The sequence below is a fragment of the Streptomyces antimicrobicus genome (assembly GCF_020532625.1).
Classification (GTDB): Bacteria; Actinomycetota; Actinomycetes; order Streptomycetales; family Streptomycetaceae; genus Streptomyces; species Streptomyces antimicrobicus.
Window position 1 is genome coordinate 1 of record NZ_JAJAUY010000134.1, and the last position, 16304, is coordinate 16304.

Below are 16304 nucleotides of genomic sequence, written 5' to 3' on the forward strand. Positions count from 1 at the left end.
GAGCGAACCGCTGTTGAGCGCCTCGATCTCCGACGGGCCGGCGTTGAACGTCTGCGGCTTGAGCTTGGTGCCGCCCAACTCCTTCGCGATCAGGCCCTCCTGGACACCCACCAGGGCGGTGGCGTGCGTCAGGTTGGGGAAGTACCCGACGCGGACCTCGGCGGCGGACAGCTTCTGGCCGCCGGAGGCGGACGAGGAGGACGTGTCCCCGGTCTGCTCGGCCTGGGAGCCGTAGCCGCAGGAGGCGAGAACGCCGATCAGCAGCGGCAGCGAAGCGGCGACGAGGCCGCGACGCGGGAGGGTACGACGGGTGGCAGGCACGGAGGACTTCCTCTCGGACGGCGTCAGCTCATGACGCGCGTCTTCGTCTGTGGAACGGGTGTGGTTCAGGGGCGTGGGGGGTGCGGGCGCGCATGCGGTGCGCGTACGTCATCGCGCACATCGCACACATCGCGCCACGCCTCCCTGTCCGCTGCCGGTGCGGCCGCTGCCGATACGGCCGCCCTCCTTGGCGAAGCCCGCGTAGATGTCGGTCCGCATCGGCTAGAAGTCCCAGCCCTCGTCGTCCTGGCCGGCCGCCCGCGGCGCCTGGGAGGCGAAGGACTCGCCCGCCATGCCCGCCGCCAGCGTGGTGCCGTCGGCCGGGTCGATCAGCAGGAACGAGCCGGTGCGGCGCGAGTCGGCGTACGCGTCGAGCGCGAGCGGCTCGGCGGTACGGACGACCACGCGGCCGATGTCGTTGGCCACCAGCTGCCCGGGGTCCGGATGCTGGGACAGGTCGTCCAGCGTCAGCTTGGAGGGGATCTCCTTGACGATCGCCTTGACCGTGCGCGTGGTGTGCTTGAGCAGCACCCGGGCGCCCACCGTCAGCGGCTGGTCGGCCACGTGGCAGACCGTCGCCTCGACGTCCTGGGTGGTCGCCGGGGCGGTCGCGGTCGGCGCGATCAGGTCGCCGCGCGAGATGTCGATGTCGTCGGCCAGGCGCAGCGTCACCGACTGCGGGGCCCAGGCGATGTCCACCGACTCGCCCAGCGCGTCGATGCCCTCGATCACCGAGGTCCGGCCCGACGGCAGCACGGTCACGGCCTCGCCGACCCGCAGCACACCGGAGGCGATCTGGCCGGCGTAGCCCCGGTAGTCGGGGTGCTCGGCGGTCTGCGGGCGGATCACGTACTGCACCGGGAAGCGCGCCGGGCAGGCCGTCAGGTCGTGGCTGACCGGGACGGTCTCCAGGTGCTCCAGCACGGTCGGGCCGCCGTACCAGTCCATGTTCGCCGAGGGTTCCACCACGTTGTCGCCGGCCAGCGCCGAGATCGGGATCGCGGTGATCTCCGGGACGCCCAGCTCGGAGGCGTACGTGGTGAACTCGTCGGCGATCGCGGCGAAGACGGACTCCTCGTAGCCGACGAGGTCCATCTTGTTCACGGCGAGGACCACGTGCGGGACGCGCAGCAGCGCGGCCACGGCGGCGTGCCGGCGGGTCTGCTCGACCACGCCGTTGCGGGCGTCGACGAGGACCACGGCCAGCTCGGCCGTCGAGGCACCCGTGACCATGTTCCGGGTGTACTGCACGTGCCCGGGGGTGTCGGCCAGGATGAACCGGCGGCGGGCCGTGGCGAAGTAGCGGTAGGCCACGTCGATGGTGATGCCCTGCTCCCGCTCGGCCCGCAGGCCGTCGGTCAGCAGCGCGAGGTCGGGGGCGTCCTGACCGCGGTCGGCGGACACCCGCTCCACGGCCTCCAGCTGGTCCTCCAGGACCGACTTGGAGTCGTGCAGCAGCCGGCCCACCAGGGTGGACTTGCCGTCGTCGACGGAGCCGGCGGTCGCGAAGCGCAGCAGCGTGGTGGCGCTGAGCTGCTCGGTGGTGCTGGTCATGGCTAGAAGTACCCTTCGCGCTTGCGGTCTTCCATCGCGGCCTCGGACAGCTTGTCGTCGGCGCGGGTCGCGCCCCGCTCGGTCAGGCGGGAGACGGCGATCTCGGCGATCACGGCATCGAGCGTGGTGGCGTCGGAGTCGACGGCACCGGTGCAGGACATGTCACCGACGGTCCGGTAGCGGATCGTCCGGGTCTCGACCTGCTCGGTCTCCTTCGGGCCGCCCCACGCGCCGGCGGTCAGCCACATGCCGCCCCGCCGGAACACCTCGCGCTCGTGCGCGAAGTAGATCTCCGGCAGCTCGATGCCCTCGCGCGCGATGTACTGCCACACGTCCAGCTCGGTCCAGTTGGACAGCGGGAAGACGCGCACGTGCTCGCCGGGCGCGTGCCGGCCGTTGTACAGCTGCCACAGCTCGGGGCGCTGGCGGCGCGGGTCCCACTGGGAGAACTCGTCGCGCAGCGAGAACACCCGCTCCTTGGCGCGGGCCTTCTCCTCGTCCCGGCGCCCGCCGCCGAACACGGCGTCGAACGCGTGCTGCTGGATCGCCTCGGTCAGCGGGACCGTCTGCAGCGGGTTGCGGGTGCCGTCGGGGCGCTCGCGCAGCTTGCCGGCGTCGATGTACTCCTGGACGGAGGCCACGTGCAGGCGCAGGTTGTGCCGGGCCACCGTGCGGTCGCGGTAGTCGATGACCTCGGGGAAGTTGTGCCCGGTGTCCACGTGCAGCAGGGCGAACGGCACCGGAGCCGGGGCGAAGGCCTTCAGCGCCAGGTGCAGCATGACGATGGAGTCCTTGCCGCCGGAGAACAGGATCACCGGCTTCTCGAACTCGCCCGCGACCTCGCGGAAGATGTGCACGGCCTCGGACTCCAGGGAGTCCAGGTGCGACAGCGCGTACGGCGCGTCGGCGTCCGCGGCGGCGTCGTGCAGGTGCGCGGCGGTGGTCATGCCAGACCCCTCTCGGTGAGCAGCGCGTACAGGGAGCCGGCCGACTCCTGCACGGACTGGGTGTGCGACTCGATACGGAGGTCCGGGGACTCCGGTGCCTCGTACGGGTCGTCGACCCCGGTCAGCCCGGAGATCTCGCCCGCTGCCTGCTTGGCGTACAGGCCCTTCACGTCACGCTCGGAGCACACCTCGACCGGGGTGGCCACGTGCACCTCCAGGTACGCCGTCCCGGCGGCGGCGTGCCGCTTCGCGACGGCCTCGCGGCTGTCGGCGAACGGCGCGATCACCGGGACCAGCGCCTTGACGCCGTTGCTGGCCAGCAGTTCGGCCACGAAGCCGATCCGCTGCACGTTGGTGTGCCGGTCCTCGCGGCTGAAGCCCAGGCCCGCCGACAGGAACTCGCGGATCTCGTCGCCGTCGAGGACCTCCACCCGGTGGCCCTCGGCGCGCAGCCGCTCGGCCAGCGCGTAGGCGATGGTGGTCTTGCCCGCGCTCGGCAGACCGGTCAGCCACACGGTGGCGCCTTGGGTCCTCACGCTCATCTGCTTCTCCGTACGTTCCGTCATCAGCCGTGCAGTCCGCACTCGGTCTTCGCCCGGCCGGCCCAGCGGCCGGCGCGCGCGTCCTCGCCCTCCGCCACACGGCGCGTGCAGGGGGCGCAGCCCACCGAGGCGTAGCCGTCCATCAGCAGGGGGTTGGTGAGGACCCCGTGCTCCAGGACGTACGCGTCCACGTCGTCCTGGGTCCAGCGGGCGATCGGCGAGATCTTGACCTTCTGCCGCTTCTCGTCCCAGCCGACCACCGGGGTGTTCGCCCGGGTCGGGGACTCGTCGCGGCGCAGGCCCGTCGCCCACGCGTCGTACCCGGTCAGGCCCTCCCGCAGGGGCGCCACCTTGCGGAGCGCGCAGCACAGGTCGGGGTCGCGGTCGTGCAGCTTCGGGCCGTACTCGGCGTCCTGCTCGGCGACCGTCTGCCGCGGGGTGAGGGTGATGACGTTGACGTCCATCACGGCCTCGACCGCGTCGCGGGTGCCGATGGTCTCCTCGAAGTGGTAGCCCGTGTCGAGGAAGACCACGTCCACGCCCGGCATGGCGCGGGACGCGAGGTGGGCGACGACCGCGTCCTCCATGGAGGAGGTCACGCAGAACTTCTTGCCGAAGGTCTCGGCCGCCCAGGTGAGGATCTCCAGGGCGGAGGCGTCCTCCAGGTCGCGGCCCGCCTGCTCGGCGAGTTCCTTCAGCGTGTTCACCTCGTGAGCGGTCGTCATATGTCTTCCCCTCCGGTGGAGTCGGACCGAAGCCCCCGGGTCAGCAGCCCGAGGTACTTCAGCTGGAAGGCCCGGTTGCAGGACCGGCATTCCCACGCGCCGTGGCCCTGCTCGTTCGGGAACAGGTCCTCGTCGCCGCAGTACGGGCAGTAGAACGGGGCGGCGCGCTCGCTCACGACAGTGCCTCGTCGCTCGCGCGGCCGACCCAGGCCGCGAACCGCTCGCCGTCCTCGCGCTCCGCCTCGAAGCGCTTGACGACCCGCTCGACGTAGTCCGGCAGCCCGTCCTTGGTGACCTTCAGGCCGCGGACCTTGCGGCCGAAGCCGGCCTGCAGGCCGAGGGCGCCGCCGAGGTGGACCTGGTAGCCCTCCACCTGGTTGCCGTCGTCGTCCAGGACCAGCTGCCCCTTGAGACCGATGTCCGCCACCTGGATGCGGGCGCAGGCGTTCGGGCAGCCGTTGATGTTGATGGTGAGCGGCTCGTCGAAGTCCGGCAGCCGGCGCTCCAGCTCCTCGATGAGGGTCTGGCCGCGGTGCTTGGTCTCGACGATCGCCAGCTTGCAGAACTCGATGCCGGTGCACGCCATGGTGCCGCGGCGGAACGTCGACGGGTTGACCCGCAGGTCCAGCGCCTCCAGGGCGGCGACCGCCGAGTCGATCCGCGCCTCCTCGACGTCCAGCAGGATCATCTTCTGGTCGGCGGTGGTGCGCAGCCGGCCGGAGCCGTGCTGCTCCGCCACGTCGGCGATCTTGCTCAGGGTGGCGCCGTCGACCCGGCCCACGCGCGGGGCGAAGCCGATGTAGAAGCGGCCGTCCTTCTGCCGGTGGACGCCCATGTGGTCGCGCCAGCGGCCGGTCGGCTCCTGGGGCGCGGGGCCGTCGACCAGCTTGCGGTGCAGGTACTCGTCCTCCAGCACCTGGCGGAACTTCTGCGCGCCCCAGTCGGCGACGAGGAACTTCAGCCGGGCGCGGGTGCGCAGCCGGCGGTAGCCGTAGTCGCGGAAGATCGAGATGACGCCCTCGTAGACGTCGGGGACCTCGTCCAGCGGCACCCAGGCGCCCAGGCGCACGCCGAGCTTGGGGTTGGTGGACAGGCCGCCGCCGACCCAGAGGTCGAAGCCCGGGCCGTGCTCGGGGTGCTCGACGCCGACGAAGGCGATGTCGTTGATCTCGTGGGCCACGTCCAGCAGCGGCGAACCGGAGATCGCGGACTTGAACTTGCGGGGCAGGTTGGAGAAGTCCTTGTTGCCCACGATGCGGCGGTAGATCTCCTCGATGGCCGGGGTGCCGTCGATGATCTCGTCCTCGGCGATCCCGGCGACCGGGGAGCCGAGGATGACGCGCGGGGTGTCACCGCAGGCCTCGGTGGTGGACAGGCCGACGGCCTCCAGCCGGCGCCAGATCTCCGGGACGTCCTCGATCCGGATCCAGTGGTACTGCACGTTCTGCCGGTCGGTGATGTCGGCGGTGCCCCGGGCGAACTCCTCGGAGATCTCGCCGATCACCCGCAGCTGCTCGGTGGTCAGCCGGCCGCCGTCGATGCGCACGCGCAGCATGAAGTACTTGTCGTCCAGCTCCTCCGGCTCCAGGACCGCGGTCTTGCCGCCGTCGATCCCGGGCTTGCGCTGGGTGTACAGGCCCCACCAGCGCATGCGTCCGCGCAGGTCGTTGGGGTCGATCGAGTCGAATCCGGTCTTGGAGTAGATCGTCTCAATGCGTGTCCGCACATTGAGACCGTCGTCGTCCTTCTTGAACTGCTCGTTGCCGTTGAGGGGCGTGTGGTGGCCGACGGCCCACTGGCCCTCACCGCGGTGACGGCCGGTCTTGCGGCGCGCGGCTGCGGGTGCGGCAGCGGGCTTCGGAGTGGTCTCGGCCATGGCGGTGTGTCCTTCTTCGGCGAATGCGGGCAGGGGTGGAGGACCTTGCGGGTGGGCCCTGTCGGTCTACGTTGACCTGCGGTTTCGCCAGCAGATGTGGCTCATCGTGTCCGCTGCTGTCAGGCAGCGGACCGGCGCTGGTGCAGGGGGTGCAAGGGGTCGACGGCGGGTGGCTGGATCTGTCAGCTCGCCGGACAGATGGCGCTGGACATGCGGCCGAGGTCGACGTGACGTCGACTCACCAAGGCGATTCCAGCTCCATTCATGGCGGAAGCGTGTCATGCGCCTCTTGGAGGAGTCCACTACTGTCCGCAATGTGGACAGAACCGTCCCGAATCCCGGACGGGTGTGGCCCGGGTCACCCTATGAAGGAGGGGCGGATGTCCGAAAAGCCGGGACCGCCCGCCCCTCGCCCCCCGACCGGCGGCTACGCGCCCGGCCAGGGGCCCGGCGTGGCCGTCTCCGGCTTCTCCTCGGTCTCCGTCCGGAAGACCTTGAAGCCGCGCTTGAGATAGTTGTCCATGGCCGTCGGCCCGTCCTGGCTGCACGTGTGCAGCCACACCCGCGTCGTCTCCGCCCGCCCCGGCCAGCGGCTCGCCAGGTCCCAGGCCCGGGCCGTGCCCACCGTGAGCAGGTGACCGCCGATCCGGCGCCCCCGGAAGTCCGGCAGCAGACCGAAGTAGACGATCTCCACCACACCGTCGTCCTGCGGGTCCAGCTCCACGTATCCGGCCGGCGTACCCCGGTCATACGCCACCCAGGTCTCCACCCCCGGCCGGTCCAGGTGCGCCAGCCACTCGGCGCGGGTCAGCCCCAGCCGGTCCGTCCAGTGGATGTCCCCGCCCACCGAGGCGTACAGGAACCGGCTGAACTCCGGCGAGGGCACCTCGGCCCGCTCGATACGGACCTCCGGCCCGGGCGCGGTCGCGGGGACCAGCTCGGCCGGGGAGTCCATGGCCAGGGACCAGGTCGTCAAGGTGATGGTGCGCTCGCTCATGCCGTTCAGGGAACCACGCCCGGCCCCGGCCGGCCCAGGCGGGCCCTGATCACCCCCGGCGCCGTGGAGTGCGGCAGCAGCGTCAGCGGGTCCGCGGGGCGGACCACCTCCACCTCCACGTCGTCCGCGAACCGGTACGGCCGGTGCGCCAGCACCCCCGCCAGGGTGCGGCGCACCCGGGACATCTCCGCCCGTACGGTCACCGTCCGCGTCGGGTCGCCGAACAGCTCCTGCGCCAGCTCGGCCGCCGACCGCCCGCGCGGGCTCTCCGCCAGCAGGAACAGCAGCTCCGCGTGGCGCGGGCTGAGCTCCAGCGACCAGCTGCCGGCCGCCCCGTACACCGTGGCCGACCAGTCCCGCGGGCGGCTGAGGTCCAGCACCACCCGGCCGGCCGCCGCCGGCTCCCGGTCCTCGCCCAGCCGCAGCAGCCAGCCGCCCGGCAGCGGCTCCGCCGCGCACTCGCCCAGCGGGTGGATCCAGGCCCGGCCCGGGCCGAACCCCTTCGGCAGCGGGACCCGCTCCGCCGGGGCCAGGCCCGTGGCCGCCGCCGTCCAGCCGTGCGGGTCCACGGCCAGGGCCCGGCCCGGCAGCCGCGCCAGCAGCGGCGCCGCCACCGTCCGCAGCCGCTCCAGCGACTCCAGGTGCCGGATCCGCAGCTCCCGCTCGGCGAGCTTGGCCACCGCGTTCACCCACGCCGGGGTCGCCGGGTGCATGGTGGCCAGCGGACCGCTGACGTCCACCACCCCCAGCAGCGCCCCGTCCCGCGGGTCGTGCACGGGCGCCCCCGCACACGTCCACTCGTGGTGGCTGGAGACGAAGTGCTCCGCCGAGAACACCTGCACCGGCCGCCGGGTCACCAGCGCGGTCCCCACGCCGTTGGTGCCGACCACCCCCTCGCCCCAGTCCGCGCCCACCGAGAAACCCAGCCGGTCCGCCTTGCGCAGGATCGCCGAGGCGCCCTCCCGCCACAGCAGCCGGCCGTCCGCGTCCGCGACCACCATGATGTGCAGGGCCTCGTCCAGGCTCGGCAGCAGGCCCTCGCGCAGCACCGGCAGCACCTTCCGCAGCGGCGAGAGCTGCCGCCGTTCCTCGGTCTCGGCCGCCGACAGCATCCGCGAACGGGTGTCCCGGTCCGGGTGCACCCCGCCCGCCAGCATCCGCCGCCAGGACTCGGCGATGTCCGGGCGCGGCTGCGCCGGCGGCCGGGTCCCGGCCAGCGCGGCCGCCCGTACCCCCTGCAGCAGGCGCATCGCGTCGCGCGCGTCCATGGCCGAGAGACGAGCCAGATCGACAGCGGTGTGGGACACCCGGATCCTCCCCCTGTGCGGCGGACGTGCGAGGCGTGGCGATGCAACGGTACGCAACTCTCGCCATGGCCCGGTCGCCCGACCGAAACTGTGCCGACGCCGCCCCGCGGCGTGACAGCTCCTCCTCGGGGCTTCCCGGGGCGGGGGTGGTGCCGAGTCGGCGCGGCGCCACCCCTTCCCCTGCAGGTGAACGGGCCCGGATCCGGGGGAGCGGGGGGTTGGGGACTCCCTAACCCTCGATCCGTGCCCGTGCCACGACCGACTTCAGGTCCAGCGTGTGCGGCAGCGTGCCGAAGGCCGCCCCCCAGTCCCCGCCCAGCCGCGAGGCGCAGAACGCGTCCGCGACCGCCGCCGGGGCGAACCGCACCAGCAGCGAACCCTGCAGCACCAGCGCCATCCGCTCCACCACGCGCCGGGCCCGCGCCGCGATCCCGTCCAGGTCCGCCAGGTCCGTCAGCAGGTCCTTGACCGCCGCGTCCAGCCGGTGGTCCGCGCCGCGCGCCAGCCCCACCTCCGTCAGGAACGCGTTCAGCGCCCGCGGCTCCCGCTGCATCGCCCGCAGCACGTCCAGGGCCTGGACGTTGCCCGAGCCCTCCCAGATCGAGTTCAGCGGCGACTCGCGCAGCAGCCGCGGCAGCCCCGACTCCTCGACGTACCCGTTGCCGCCCAGGCACTCCAGCGCCTCGGCCACCGTCGGCGTACAGCGCTTGGTCACCCAGTACTTCGCCGCCGGCACCGCGATCCGCAGCAGCGCCTGCTCCTGCGCGTCGCCCGACCGCTGGACGGCGTCCTGGGCGGCCGCCAGCCGCAGCATCAGCGTGGTCGCCGCCTCCGACTCCAGCGCCAGGTCGGCCAGGACGTTGCGCATCAGCGGCTGCTCGATCAGCCGGGCCCCGAACGCCGAGCGGTACGCCGTGTGGTGCACCGCCTGGGTCACCGCCTGGCGCATCAGCGCCGCCGAACCGATCACGCAGTCCAGCCGGGTCGCCGCCACCATCTCGATGATGGTGCGCACCCCGCGCCCCTCCTCACCGACCCGGCGCGCCCAGGTGCCGTCGAACTCGACCTCGCTGGAAGCGTTCGACTTGTTGCCCAGCTTGTCCTTCAGCCGCTGGATCGCGAAGACGTTGCGGCTGCCGTCCGGCAGCACCCGCGGCACCAGGAAGCACGTCAACCGGTCCTCCCCGCCGGCCGACGCCTGCGCCAGCACCAGGAACCCGTCCGACATCGGCGCCGAGCAGAACCACTTGTGGCCGGTCAGCAGGTACTCGCCGGGAGCGTCCAGCCGCGTCGCGCGCGTGGTGTTGGCCCGTACGTCGCTGCCGCCCTGCTTCTCGGTCATTCCCATGCCGAAGATCACTCCGGCCTTCTCCGCGGCCGGCCGCAGTCCCTGCTCGTACACGTGCGAGGTCAGCCGCGGCTCCCACTCGGCGGCGAGCTCCGGATCCGCGCGCAGCGCCGGGACCGCGGCGTGCGTCATCGACACCGGGCAACCGTGCCCGGCCTCCGCCTGCGACCACACGAAGAACCCGGCCGCCCGGCGCAGGTGCCCGGCCGGGCGCCCCCAGGCGTCGGTCAGCCCCGAGGTGACCGCGTGCCCCAGCAGCCGGTGCCAGGCCGGGTGGAACTCCACCTCGTCGATCCGGTTGCCGTAGCGGTCGTGGGTGCGCAGCACCGGCGGGTTCTCGTTCGCCTGCCGGCCCCATTCCTGGGCCTGCGCCGAACCGGCGGTCCGCCCGAGCGCGCCCAGCTCGGCGGTCACCTCCTCGCGCACCGCGGGGTCCTCGGCCCCCAGGTGCCGTTCCACGCCCTCGGCGAGGGCCGCGTCGGCGCCGTAGACGTCGTGCCCCACGAGCGGCGGGGCCTGGTTGCTGACTGTGTGGGTGGTGGCTGCCATGCCGATACGGTAAAGACGTGCAGCCTGCAAATGAAACACCCGAGCGGCCCCCCGGCCGGCTCCACCGGGCCCGTGCCCTGTACCGCAACGTGTCCAAACGCAGGACGGGCTGGCTGCTCCTCAAGGACACCGTCAACTCGTGCATCGAGTACCGCATCCTCGGGCTCGCGGCGGAAGCCGCGTTCTTCACGCTGCTGTCGCTGCCGCCGCTGTTCCTGGGCCTGCTCGGGCTGCTCGGCTACGTCGACAACTGGACGGACACCCGCACGGTCGCCAGCATCGAGGAGAACATCCTGCGGGCCGTGGGCACGGTCCTGTCCGACCGGGGCGTCAACGACATCGCCAAACCGCTGCTGGACGACGTCACGCGGCAGGGCCGCCCCGACATCATCTCCCTCGGCTTCGCCTTCGCCCTGTGGTCGGGCTCGCGGGCCGTCAACGTCTTCATCGACACGATCACCGTCATGTACGGGCTCGACGGCGTCCGCGGCATCGTCAAGACGCGGCTGCTGGCCTTCCTGCTGTACGTCGTCGCGCTGCTGATCGGCGCGGTCGTGCTGCCGCTGATGGTGGTCGGGCCGGACGCGGTGATCCGCCTCGTGCCGTGGAGCACCGAGGTCATCGCGGTCCTGTACTGGCCCACGGTCACCCTGCTGTCGATCGTCTTCCTGACGACGCTGTACCACGTGTCCGTGCCGGTGCGTTCGCCGTGGATCGAGGACGTGCCGGGGGCGCTGGTGGCGCTCGCGATGTGGGTGCTGGGCAGCTTCCTGCTGCGGATCTACCTGACGAGCACGGTGGAGGGCCCGACCATCTACGGCTCGCTGGCCGCGCCCGTGGCCGTGCTGCTGTGGATCGGCATCTCGGCGTTCGCGGTGCTGGTGGGGGCGGCGGTGAACGCCGCGATCGACCGGGTCTGGCCGTCGGTGGCCACGGCGGCGGCCCGCGAGGCCAACGAGCGGGTCCGCGAGGCGGAGGCCGCGCAGCTGGTGGCCCGGGCGGCGGCGTGGCGGGCGCTGGCGGAGGGGGAGTCGGAGGACGACGAGGACACCGGGACGCCTTCGGAGTTCCCGGAGCGCTGGTCGAAGTTCCTCCCCCCGGACGACTACACGGCCCGACTCCGCAAGGAACGCAACCACCACTGAGCCAGGCGGGGGCGCGGGGCTCGGAGCGTGGCATGGTGGGGGCGTGCGGGTTCTGATCGTGACCGTGGGGTCGTGGGGCGACGTCGCCCCGTACACCGGGCTCGGGCAGCGGCTGGCCGGAGCCGGGCACACGGTGGCCCTGGCCACCCACGCCCGGTTCGAGGCCGCCGTCACCGCCTGCGGCCTCGGCTTCCGGCCCCTGCCCGTCGACCCCCGGGACGAACTGGCCTCGCCCGACGGCCAAGGCCTCGCCCGGGCCGCGGGCCCCGCCATGGAGATGGCCCGCATGGCGCGCCTGGCCCGTACCTTCATGCCCCGCCTCGCCCAGGGCATCGCCGACGCCGTCCGGGCCGCCCCCGTCGACGCGCTGCTCGCCGCCACCCTCGCCGAACCCGTGTGCCATGTCCTGGGCGACGCCCTCGACCTGCCCGTCGTCGGCGCGTACCTCCAGCCCGTCACCCCCACCGCCGGCCACCCCCCGCTCGTCGCGAGCACCCGCTCGCTCGGCGCCCCCGCCAACCGCCTCGCCGGCCACCTCCTGCGCGCCGCCGCCGAGCCGCTCTTCGCCCCGGCCGTCGCCGCCCTGCGACGCGAACTCGGCCTGCCCCGCCGCGTCTTGTCCGGCCCGCTGGCCCTGCCCCGGGCGCGGACCGTGGTGCACGGGTTCAGTCCGCGCGTCGTCCCCCGGCCCGCGGACTGGCCGGCCGGGCACCGGGCCGAAGGCTACTGGTGGCCGGCCGGCCCCGGCCCGGACTGGCGCCCCGACCCCCGTCTCGCGGACTTCCTGGACGCCGGCCCGCCCCCGGTCTTCCTCGGCTTCGGCAGCTTCGTCACCACCGACGCCGAACGGCTCTCGCGGCTGCTGGCCCGGGCCTGCCGGCTGGCCCGGGTGCGCGGGGTCATCCAGGCGGGTTGGAGCGGTCTGCACGCCGAGGGCCCGGACCTGCTGACCGTGGCCGAGGTCCCGCACTCCTGGCTGTTCCCGCGCACGGCCGCCGTGGTCCACCACGCCGGGGCGGGCACCACGGCCGCCGGGCTGCGGGCCGGGGTGCCGGCCGTGCCCGTGCCCGTCCAGCTCGACCAGCACTTCTGGGCGGCCCGGCTCACCGCGCTCGGTGCGGCGCCGCGGCCGGTGCCGTACCGGCGGTTGACCGCCGAGGCCCTTGCCGCGGCCCTCCGCGCGGCGGTCACCGAGCCGGGTCACCGGGCCCGCGCCCGCAGCCTGGCCGCCGCCCTCGCCGGCGAGGACGGCGCCCGCCCGGTCCTGGCCGCCGTCGACCGGCTGGCGCGGGGCAGGCCGGGATAACCGGTGGCGCGCTCCACCGCCTCGTTGTTACGGTGAAGCCGTTCACGTCGAGTGACGCCGAACCACTACTGCTATGTGCATGGCACAGGAGGTGAGTCCATTGATGACTGTCGCTGCGCAGGGCGCTGCCCGCATCCCGAAGACCATCAATCTCATCCCTGTGGCCACCGGCTGACACTCCGTCGACTTCCTCGCGCCGTGCGCGCGTTGCCGGGGCCACCCTTGTGAAGGGTTCCCCTTGTCCTCCGACGCCCGTTCCTCCCGTTCCTCCCTCTCTTCCTCCGCTCCCTCCGCTTCCTCCGCTGCCGTCCCCGACGCCCTCGCCGGCCTGGGCTGGGACGACGCGTGGGCCGCGGAGTTCGCTCCGTACGCCGAACAGGGCCTGGTGGCCGGGCGCGTGGTCCGGGTCGACCGGGGCCAGTGCGACGTCCTCACCGAGGAGGGCCTGGTCCGCGCCGACACCGCCTTCGTCACCCCGCACGACCCGCTCCGCGTGATCTGCACGGGCGACTGGGCCGCCGTCGAGGCCGCCGGCACCCCGCGCTACGTCAAGGCGTACCTGCCGCGGCGGACCGCGTTCGTCCGGTCCACCTCCTCGCAGCGCTCCGAGGGCCAGATCCTGGCCTCCAACGTCGACCACGCGATCATCGCGGTCTCGCTCGCCGTCGAGCTGGACCTCGGGCGCCTCGAACGGTTCCTGGCCCTGGCCTGGGAGTCGGGCGCGCAGCCGCTGGTCGTGCTGACCAAGGCGGACCTGGTGCCGGACCCGGTGACCCTGGCGCACCTGGTCCAGGACGTGGAGACCACCGCGCCGGGCGTGCAGGTGCTCACCGTCTCCTCGCACACCGGCGAGGGCACGGACGTCCTCGGCGCGATCGTCGCCGACGGCACGAGCGTGCTGCTCGGCGTGTCCGGCGCGGGCAAGTCCACCCTCGCCAACGCGCTGCTCGGCGCGGACGCCATGGAGGTGCAGGCCACGCGAGACGTGGACGGCAAGGGCCGGCACACCACGACCACCCGCAACCTCCTGGTCCTGCCCGGCGGCGGCGTCCTCATCGACACCCCCGGCCTGCGCGGGGTGGGCCTGTGGGACGCCGAGGCCGGTGTCGGCCAGGTGTTCTCGGAGATCGAGGAATTCGCGGCGCGGTGCCGCTTCCACGACTGCGCGCACGTCGCGGAGCCCGGCTGCGCGGTGCTGGCCGCGGTGGCGGACGGGCTCCTGCCGGAACGCCGGCTGGAGTCGTACCGCAAGCTGATGCGCGAGAACCAGCGCATCGTCGCCAAGACCGACGCCCGGCTGCGGGCCGACCTCCGCCGCGACTGGAAGCAGAAGTCGGCCGAAGGCCGGGCCAACTACGCCGCCAAACGCGGCGGCGCACGCTTCTGACCCGCCGCGGAGCTGGGCCGGCCCACGGCCCTGGTCCCGGCCCCTGGCCCCGGCTCCTGGCCCCGACCCCTGGTCCCGGCCCCCGACCCCTCGCCCCTGGCCATCGACCCCGGCCGGGGGCCGGGTCGGGATCCGTGGCCGGGTCGGGGTCCGGGTCGCGGTCCGGGTCGCGGTCCGGGTCGCGGTCAGGTGGTCAGGACCGCGCCCAGCCAGGCCGCCAGGACCATCAGGCAGGCCAGCAGTTCCACCAGCACGCTCGTGCCCACCGCCCGCATCACCGCCCGTAGCGAGGCCACGGCCTCGCCGTGGGTGCCCAGGCGGAGGCGTTCCGAGAGGTAGATACCGCCCATGAAGCCCGGTACGGCGCCCAGGACCGGGAGGACGACGAAGCCGAGGACGGCCCCCGCGCCCGCCGCGGCGGCCATGCGGCGGGTCACGCCGACGTCGCGCAGGCGGCGCGGCGGCAGCTGCCACTTCACCACCTGGACCACCAGCAGCAGGGCCGTCGCGGCAACCAGCAGGGACCAGGCCAGGGCCGTCGGCTCCTGCATCGTCCACCACAGCAGCCCCGCCCACACCAGCCAGGTGCCGGGCACGCCCGGAACCAGCACGCCCACCACCCCGAGCACCAGGACCAGGCCCACCAGGAGCAGCTGCGGCACGTCCACGTGCCCAGCGTGACCGACCCGACCCTATCGGGCCACCCAGCCCCGCTCGTACGCGTGCCAGCCCAGCTGCAGCCGCGTCGTCACCCCGCACAGCTCCATCAGGCCCTTCACCCGCCGCTGGACCGTCCGCAGCCCCAGCTCCAGGTGCTTGGCCACGCTCGCGTCCGTCATGCCCGCCAGCAGCAGGGAGAGGATCTCCAGATCCGTGGCGTCCGGTGCGCACGACGGGTCCTCCTCGACGCCGCCCGGGCCCAGCCGCAGCGGCAGCGCCTCGCGCCACACCGCCTCGAACAGGCCGCGCAGCGACTCCAGCAGACCCGACGCGTGCACCACCAGCGCCGCCGGCTCGGCGCCCCGCGCCGTGAGCGGGACCATGGCCAGGCTCCCGTCCGCGATCACGAGCTCCGTCGGCACCCGGGGCAGGACCCGCAGCCGCTCGCCCCGGCCCAGCGCCGCCCGGGCCCGCGCCAGCCCGTCCGGTTCGGTGAGCACCGCCCGCTCGACGACGACCCGGTGCGCCGCCGGCCCGCGCCGCGCCGGCCGGTCCTGCGCGGCCTCGTCCCGGCCCGACACCCCCTCGGCCCGGCCCGGGACCAGCGCGCACACCTCCGCCACCGCGCCCAGCCGGAGCTGGTGCCAGCGGTGCGCCACCGCGCTCGCCCCGGTCACCACCTCCAGCAGGTCGTGCACCGGCGGCTCGGCCGCCTCCGCCCGGTACTCCTCGGCCAGCAGCGCCGCCGCGGCCTCCGCCTGCTCCAGCTCGTGCCGCTGCCGCGTCAGCAACGCCCCCAGCGCCACCCCGGGCGGGGTCGCCACCCAGCGGCCGGGCCGGGCCGAGGACCGCGCCGCGAGGCCGTGCCGCTCCAGGTGCCGTAGCGCGCGTTCCGTCTGCGGCACCGGCAGCGTCAGCCGGTGCGCGAGGTCGGGCACCTCCGCCGCGCCCAGCGCCACCAGGGCGCGGTACGCCGACTCCTGCCCCTCGTCCAGACCCAGCGCACCCAGCACCGTGACCACCAGCCCCCCATGTCGTCCCCCCGCGCCCGGCGCCTCCCTGGCGGGAAGCGGCCACGGCGCGAACCCGCCGCGGACATCATCACCGCACGTCGCACCCGTCTGCCACGGTGGCGGCGGAGGGGATCCGACATCCGCCGGCCGTTTGCCGCGTAACCGGCAACTTTGCCCGGTAAGGCTGCGGTTGGGCGCAGTTGAGCGGGGTCGGGTGCGGTTGGGCGCGTTTGAACGCGGTCGGCGGCAGTGGGGCGTCGGTGGCCGGAACGTGCCTCGGGAGGGCGAGGCGCCGGGGTACGGGCGTACGACGTGCGGGCGTAGGTCGAACGCATGGACAAGGAGTCGCCGGGCGGGGTGTCCGGTGGCCCCGTTCCGCGTTTCCGGGTGCCCCGCGCGGCCGACAATAAGGGCATGAATCAGCAGGGGGCGGCCCCGGACGACTGGTGGCGCAAGCTCTACGACGACCCGTCGGCCGACCCGACCACCAGCGGGGCCGCCCCGGGCGACACCCTGGACAGCCGCTACGCGTCCGCCCTGCGGGTCACGGGCCCGCCACCGCCGGACTCGCCGCCCCCACCCCCGCCGGCCGTGGTGCCGCCCCCGCGTCCGGCCGGGTCCCCTGCG

General features: G+C 73.7%; 15 protein-coding genes and 2 pseudogenes. 4 read left to right on the top strand and 13 right to left on the bottom strand.

The features are described 5' to 3' along the window. The 11 genes and pseudogenes from LG632_RS24740 to LG632_RS24790 form a co-directional block, all read right to left on the bottom strand. A pseudogene (locus LG632_RS24740) lies at nucleotides 1-321 on the bottom strand (sulfate ABC transporter substrate-binding protein); the annotation flags it as partial. Nucleotides 322-543: 222 nt separating this feature from the next. Then, complete coding sequence (locus LG632_RS24750; RefSeq protein ID WP_226729756.1) at nucleotides 544-1875, bottom strand: sulfate adenylyltransferase subunit 1; 1332 nt, start codon at nucleotides 1873-1875, stop codon at nucleotides 544-546. Between the two features lie 2 nt (nucleotides 1876-1877). Continuing rightward, nucleotides 1878-2822 (bottom strand): sulfate adenylyltransferase subunit CysD, encoded by a 945-nt coding sequence (gene cysD / locus LG632_RS24755; RefSeq protein ID WP_226729758.1) that lies wholly within the window; start codon nucleotides 2820-2822, stop codon nucleotides 1878-1880. Continuing rightward, a complete protein-coding gene (gene cysC / locus LG632_RS24760; protein WP_264202224.1) occupies nucleotides 2819-3364 on the bottom strand; it encodes an adenylyl-sulfate kinase in 546 nt (181 codons plus the stop codon). The genes cysD and cysC overlap by 4 nt, the downstream gene beginning before the upstream one ends. A 23-nt stretch (nucleotides 3365-3387) precedes the next feature. Then, nucleotides 3388-4089 carry a phosphoadenylyl-sulfate reductase gene (locus tag LG632_RS24765; RefSeq protein ID WP_226729761.1) on the bottom strand — a complete coding sequence of 234 codons (702 nt, stop codon included), beginning with the start codon at nucleotides 4087-4089 and terminating at the stop codon, nucleotides 3388-3390. Then, on the bottom strand, nucleotides 4086-4265 hold the full coding sequence (locus LG632_RS24770) for a DpnI domain-containing protein (protein ID WP_226729763.1): 180 nt from the start codon (nucleotides 4263-4265) through the stop codon (nucleotides 4086-4088). Before LG632_RS24770 ends, LG632_RS24765 begins: the two co-directional genes overlap by 4 nt. Next, nucleotides 4262-5965 (bottom strand): nitrite/sulfite reductase, encoded by a 1704-nt coding sequence (locus LG632_RS24775; RefSeq protein WP_226729765.1) that lies wholly within the window; start codon nucleotides 5963-5965, stop codon nucleotides 4262-4264. Before LG632_RS24775 ends, LG632_RS24770 begins: the two co-directional genes overlap by 4 nt. A gap of 182 nt (nucleotides 5966-6147) precedes the next feature. After that, a complete protein-coding gene (locus LG632_RS30655) occupies nucleotides 6148-6231 on the bottom strand; it encodes a putative leader peptide (protein WP_309550570.1) in 84 nt (27 codons plus the stop codon). 161 nt (nucleotides 6232-6392) lie between these two features. After that, nucleotides 6393-6962, bottom strand: a complete 570-nt coding sequence (locus LG632_RS24780; RefSeq protein WP_226729766.1) for a GNAT family N-acetyltransferase — start codon at nucleotides 6960-6962, stop codon at nucleotides 6393-6395. 5 nt (nucleotides 6963-6967) lie between these two features. Further along, nucleotides 6968-8230, bottom strand: a complete 1263-nt coding sequence (locus tag LG632_RS24785) for a GAF domain-containing protein (protein ID WP_226729768.1) — start codon at nucleotides 8228-8230, stop codon at nucleotides 6968-6970. Between the two features lie 268 nt (nucleotides 8231-8498). Further along, the gene (locus LG632_RS24790; RefSeq protein WP_226729769.1) at nucleotides 8499-10166 is read right to left on the bottom strand and encodes an acyl-CoA dehydrogenase family protein; all 1668 of its coding nucleotides are present in this window, start codon (nucleotides 10164-10166) and stop codon (nucleotides 8499-8501) included. A gap of 17 nt (nucleotides 10167-10183) precedes the next feature. Between LG632_RS24790 and LG632_RS24795 the strand changes: the two genes are divergently transcribed. The 3 genes from LG632_RS24795 (at nucleotide 10184) to rsgA (ending at nucleotide 14004) form a co-directional block, all read left to right on the top strand. Further along, complete coding sequence (locus tag LG632_RS24795; RefSeq protein ID WP_226729771.1) at nucleotides 10184-11311, top strand: YihY/virulence factor BrkB family protein; 1128 nt, start codon at nucleotides 10184-10186, stop codon at nucleotides 11309-11311. A 43-nt stretch (nucleotides 11312-11354) separates the two neighbouring features. After that, entirely contained in the window at nucleotides 11355-12617 is a 1263-nt protein-coding gene (locus LG632_RS24800; protein WP_226729773.1) for a glycosyltransferase, read from the top strand. A gap of 238 nt (nucleotides 12618-12855) precedes the next feature. After that, on the top strand, nucleotides 12856-14004 hold the full coding sequence (gene rsgA, locus LG632_RS24805; RefSeq protein WP_226729775.1) for a ribosome small subunit-dependent GTPase A: 1149 nt from the start codon (nucleotides 12856-12858) through the stop codon (nucleotides 14002-14004). A gap of 185 nt (nucleotides 14005-14189) precedes the next feature. Here rsgA and LG632_RS24810 read toward each other — a convergent pair whose 3' ends face one another. Beyond that, a complete protein-coding gene (locus LG632_RS24810) occupies nucleotides 14190-14672 on the bottom strand; it encodes a DUF456 domain-containing protein (RefSeq protein ID WP_226729777.1) in 483 nt (160 codons plus the stop codon). A gap of 24 nt (nucleotides 14673-14696) precedes the next feature. Next, entirely contained in the window at nucleotides 14697-15677 is a 981-nt protein-coding gene (locus LG632_RS24815; protein WP_226729778.1) for a helix-turn-helix domain-containing protein, read from the bottom strand. Nucleotides 15678-16091: 414 nt separating this feature from the next. Between LG632_RS24815 and LG632_RS24820 the strand changes: the two are divergent. Continuing rightward, nucleotides 16092-16304 (top strand): annotated as a pseudogene (locus tag LG632_RS24820) (protein phosphatase 2C domain-containing protein); the annotation flags it as partial.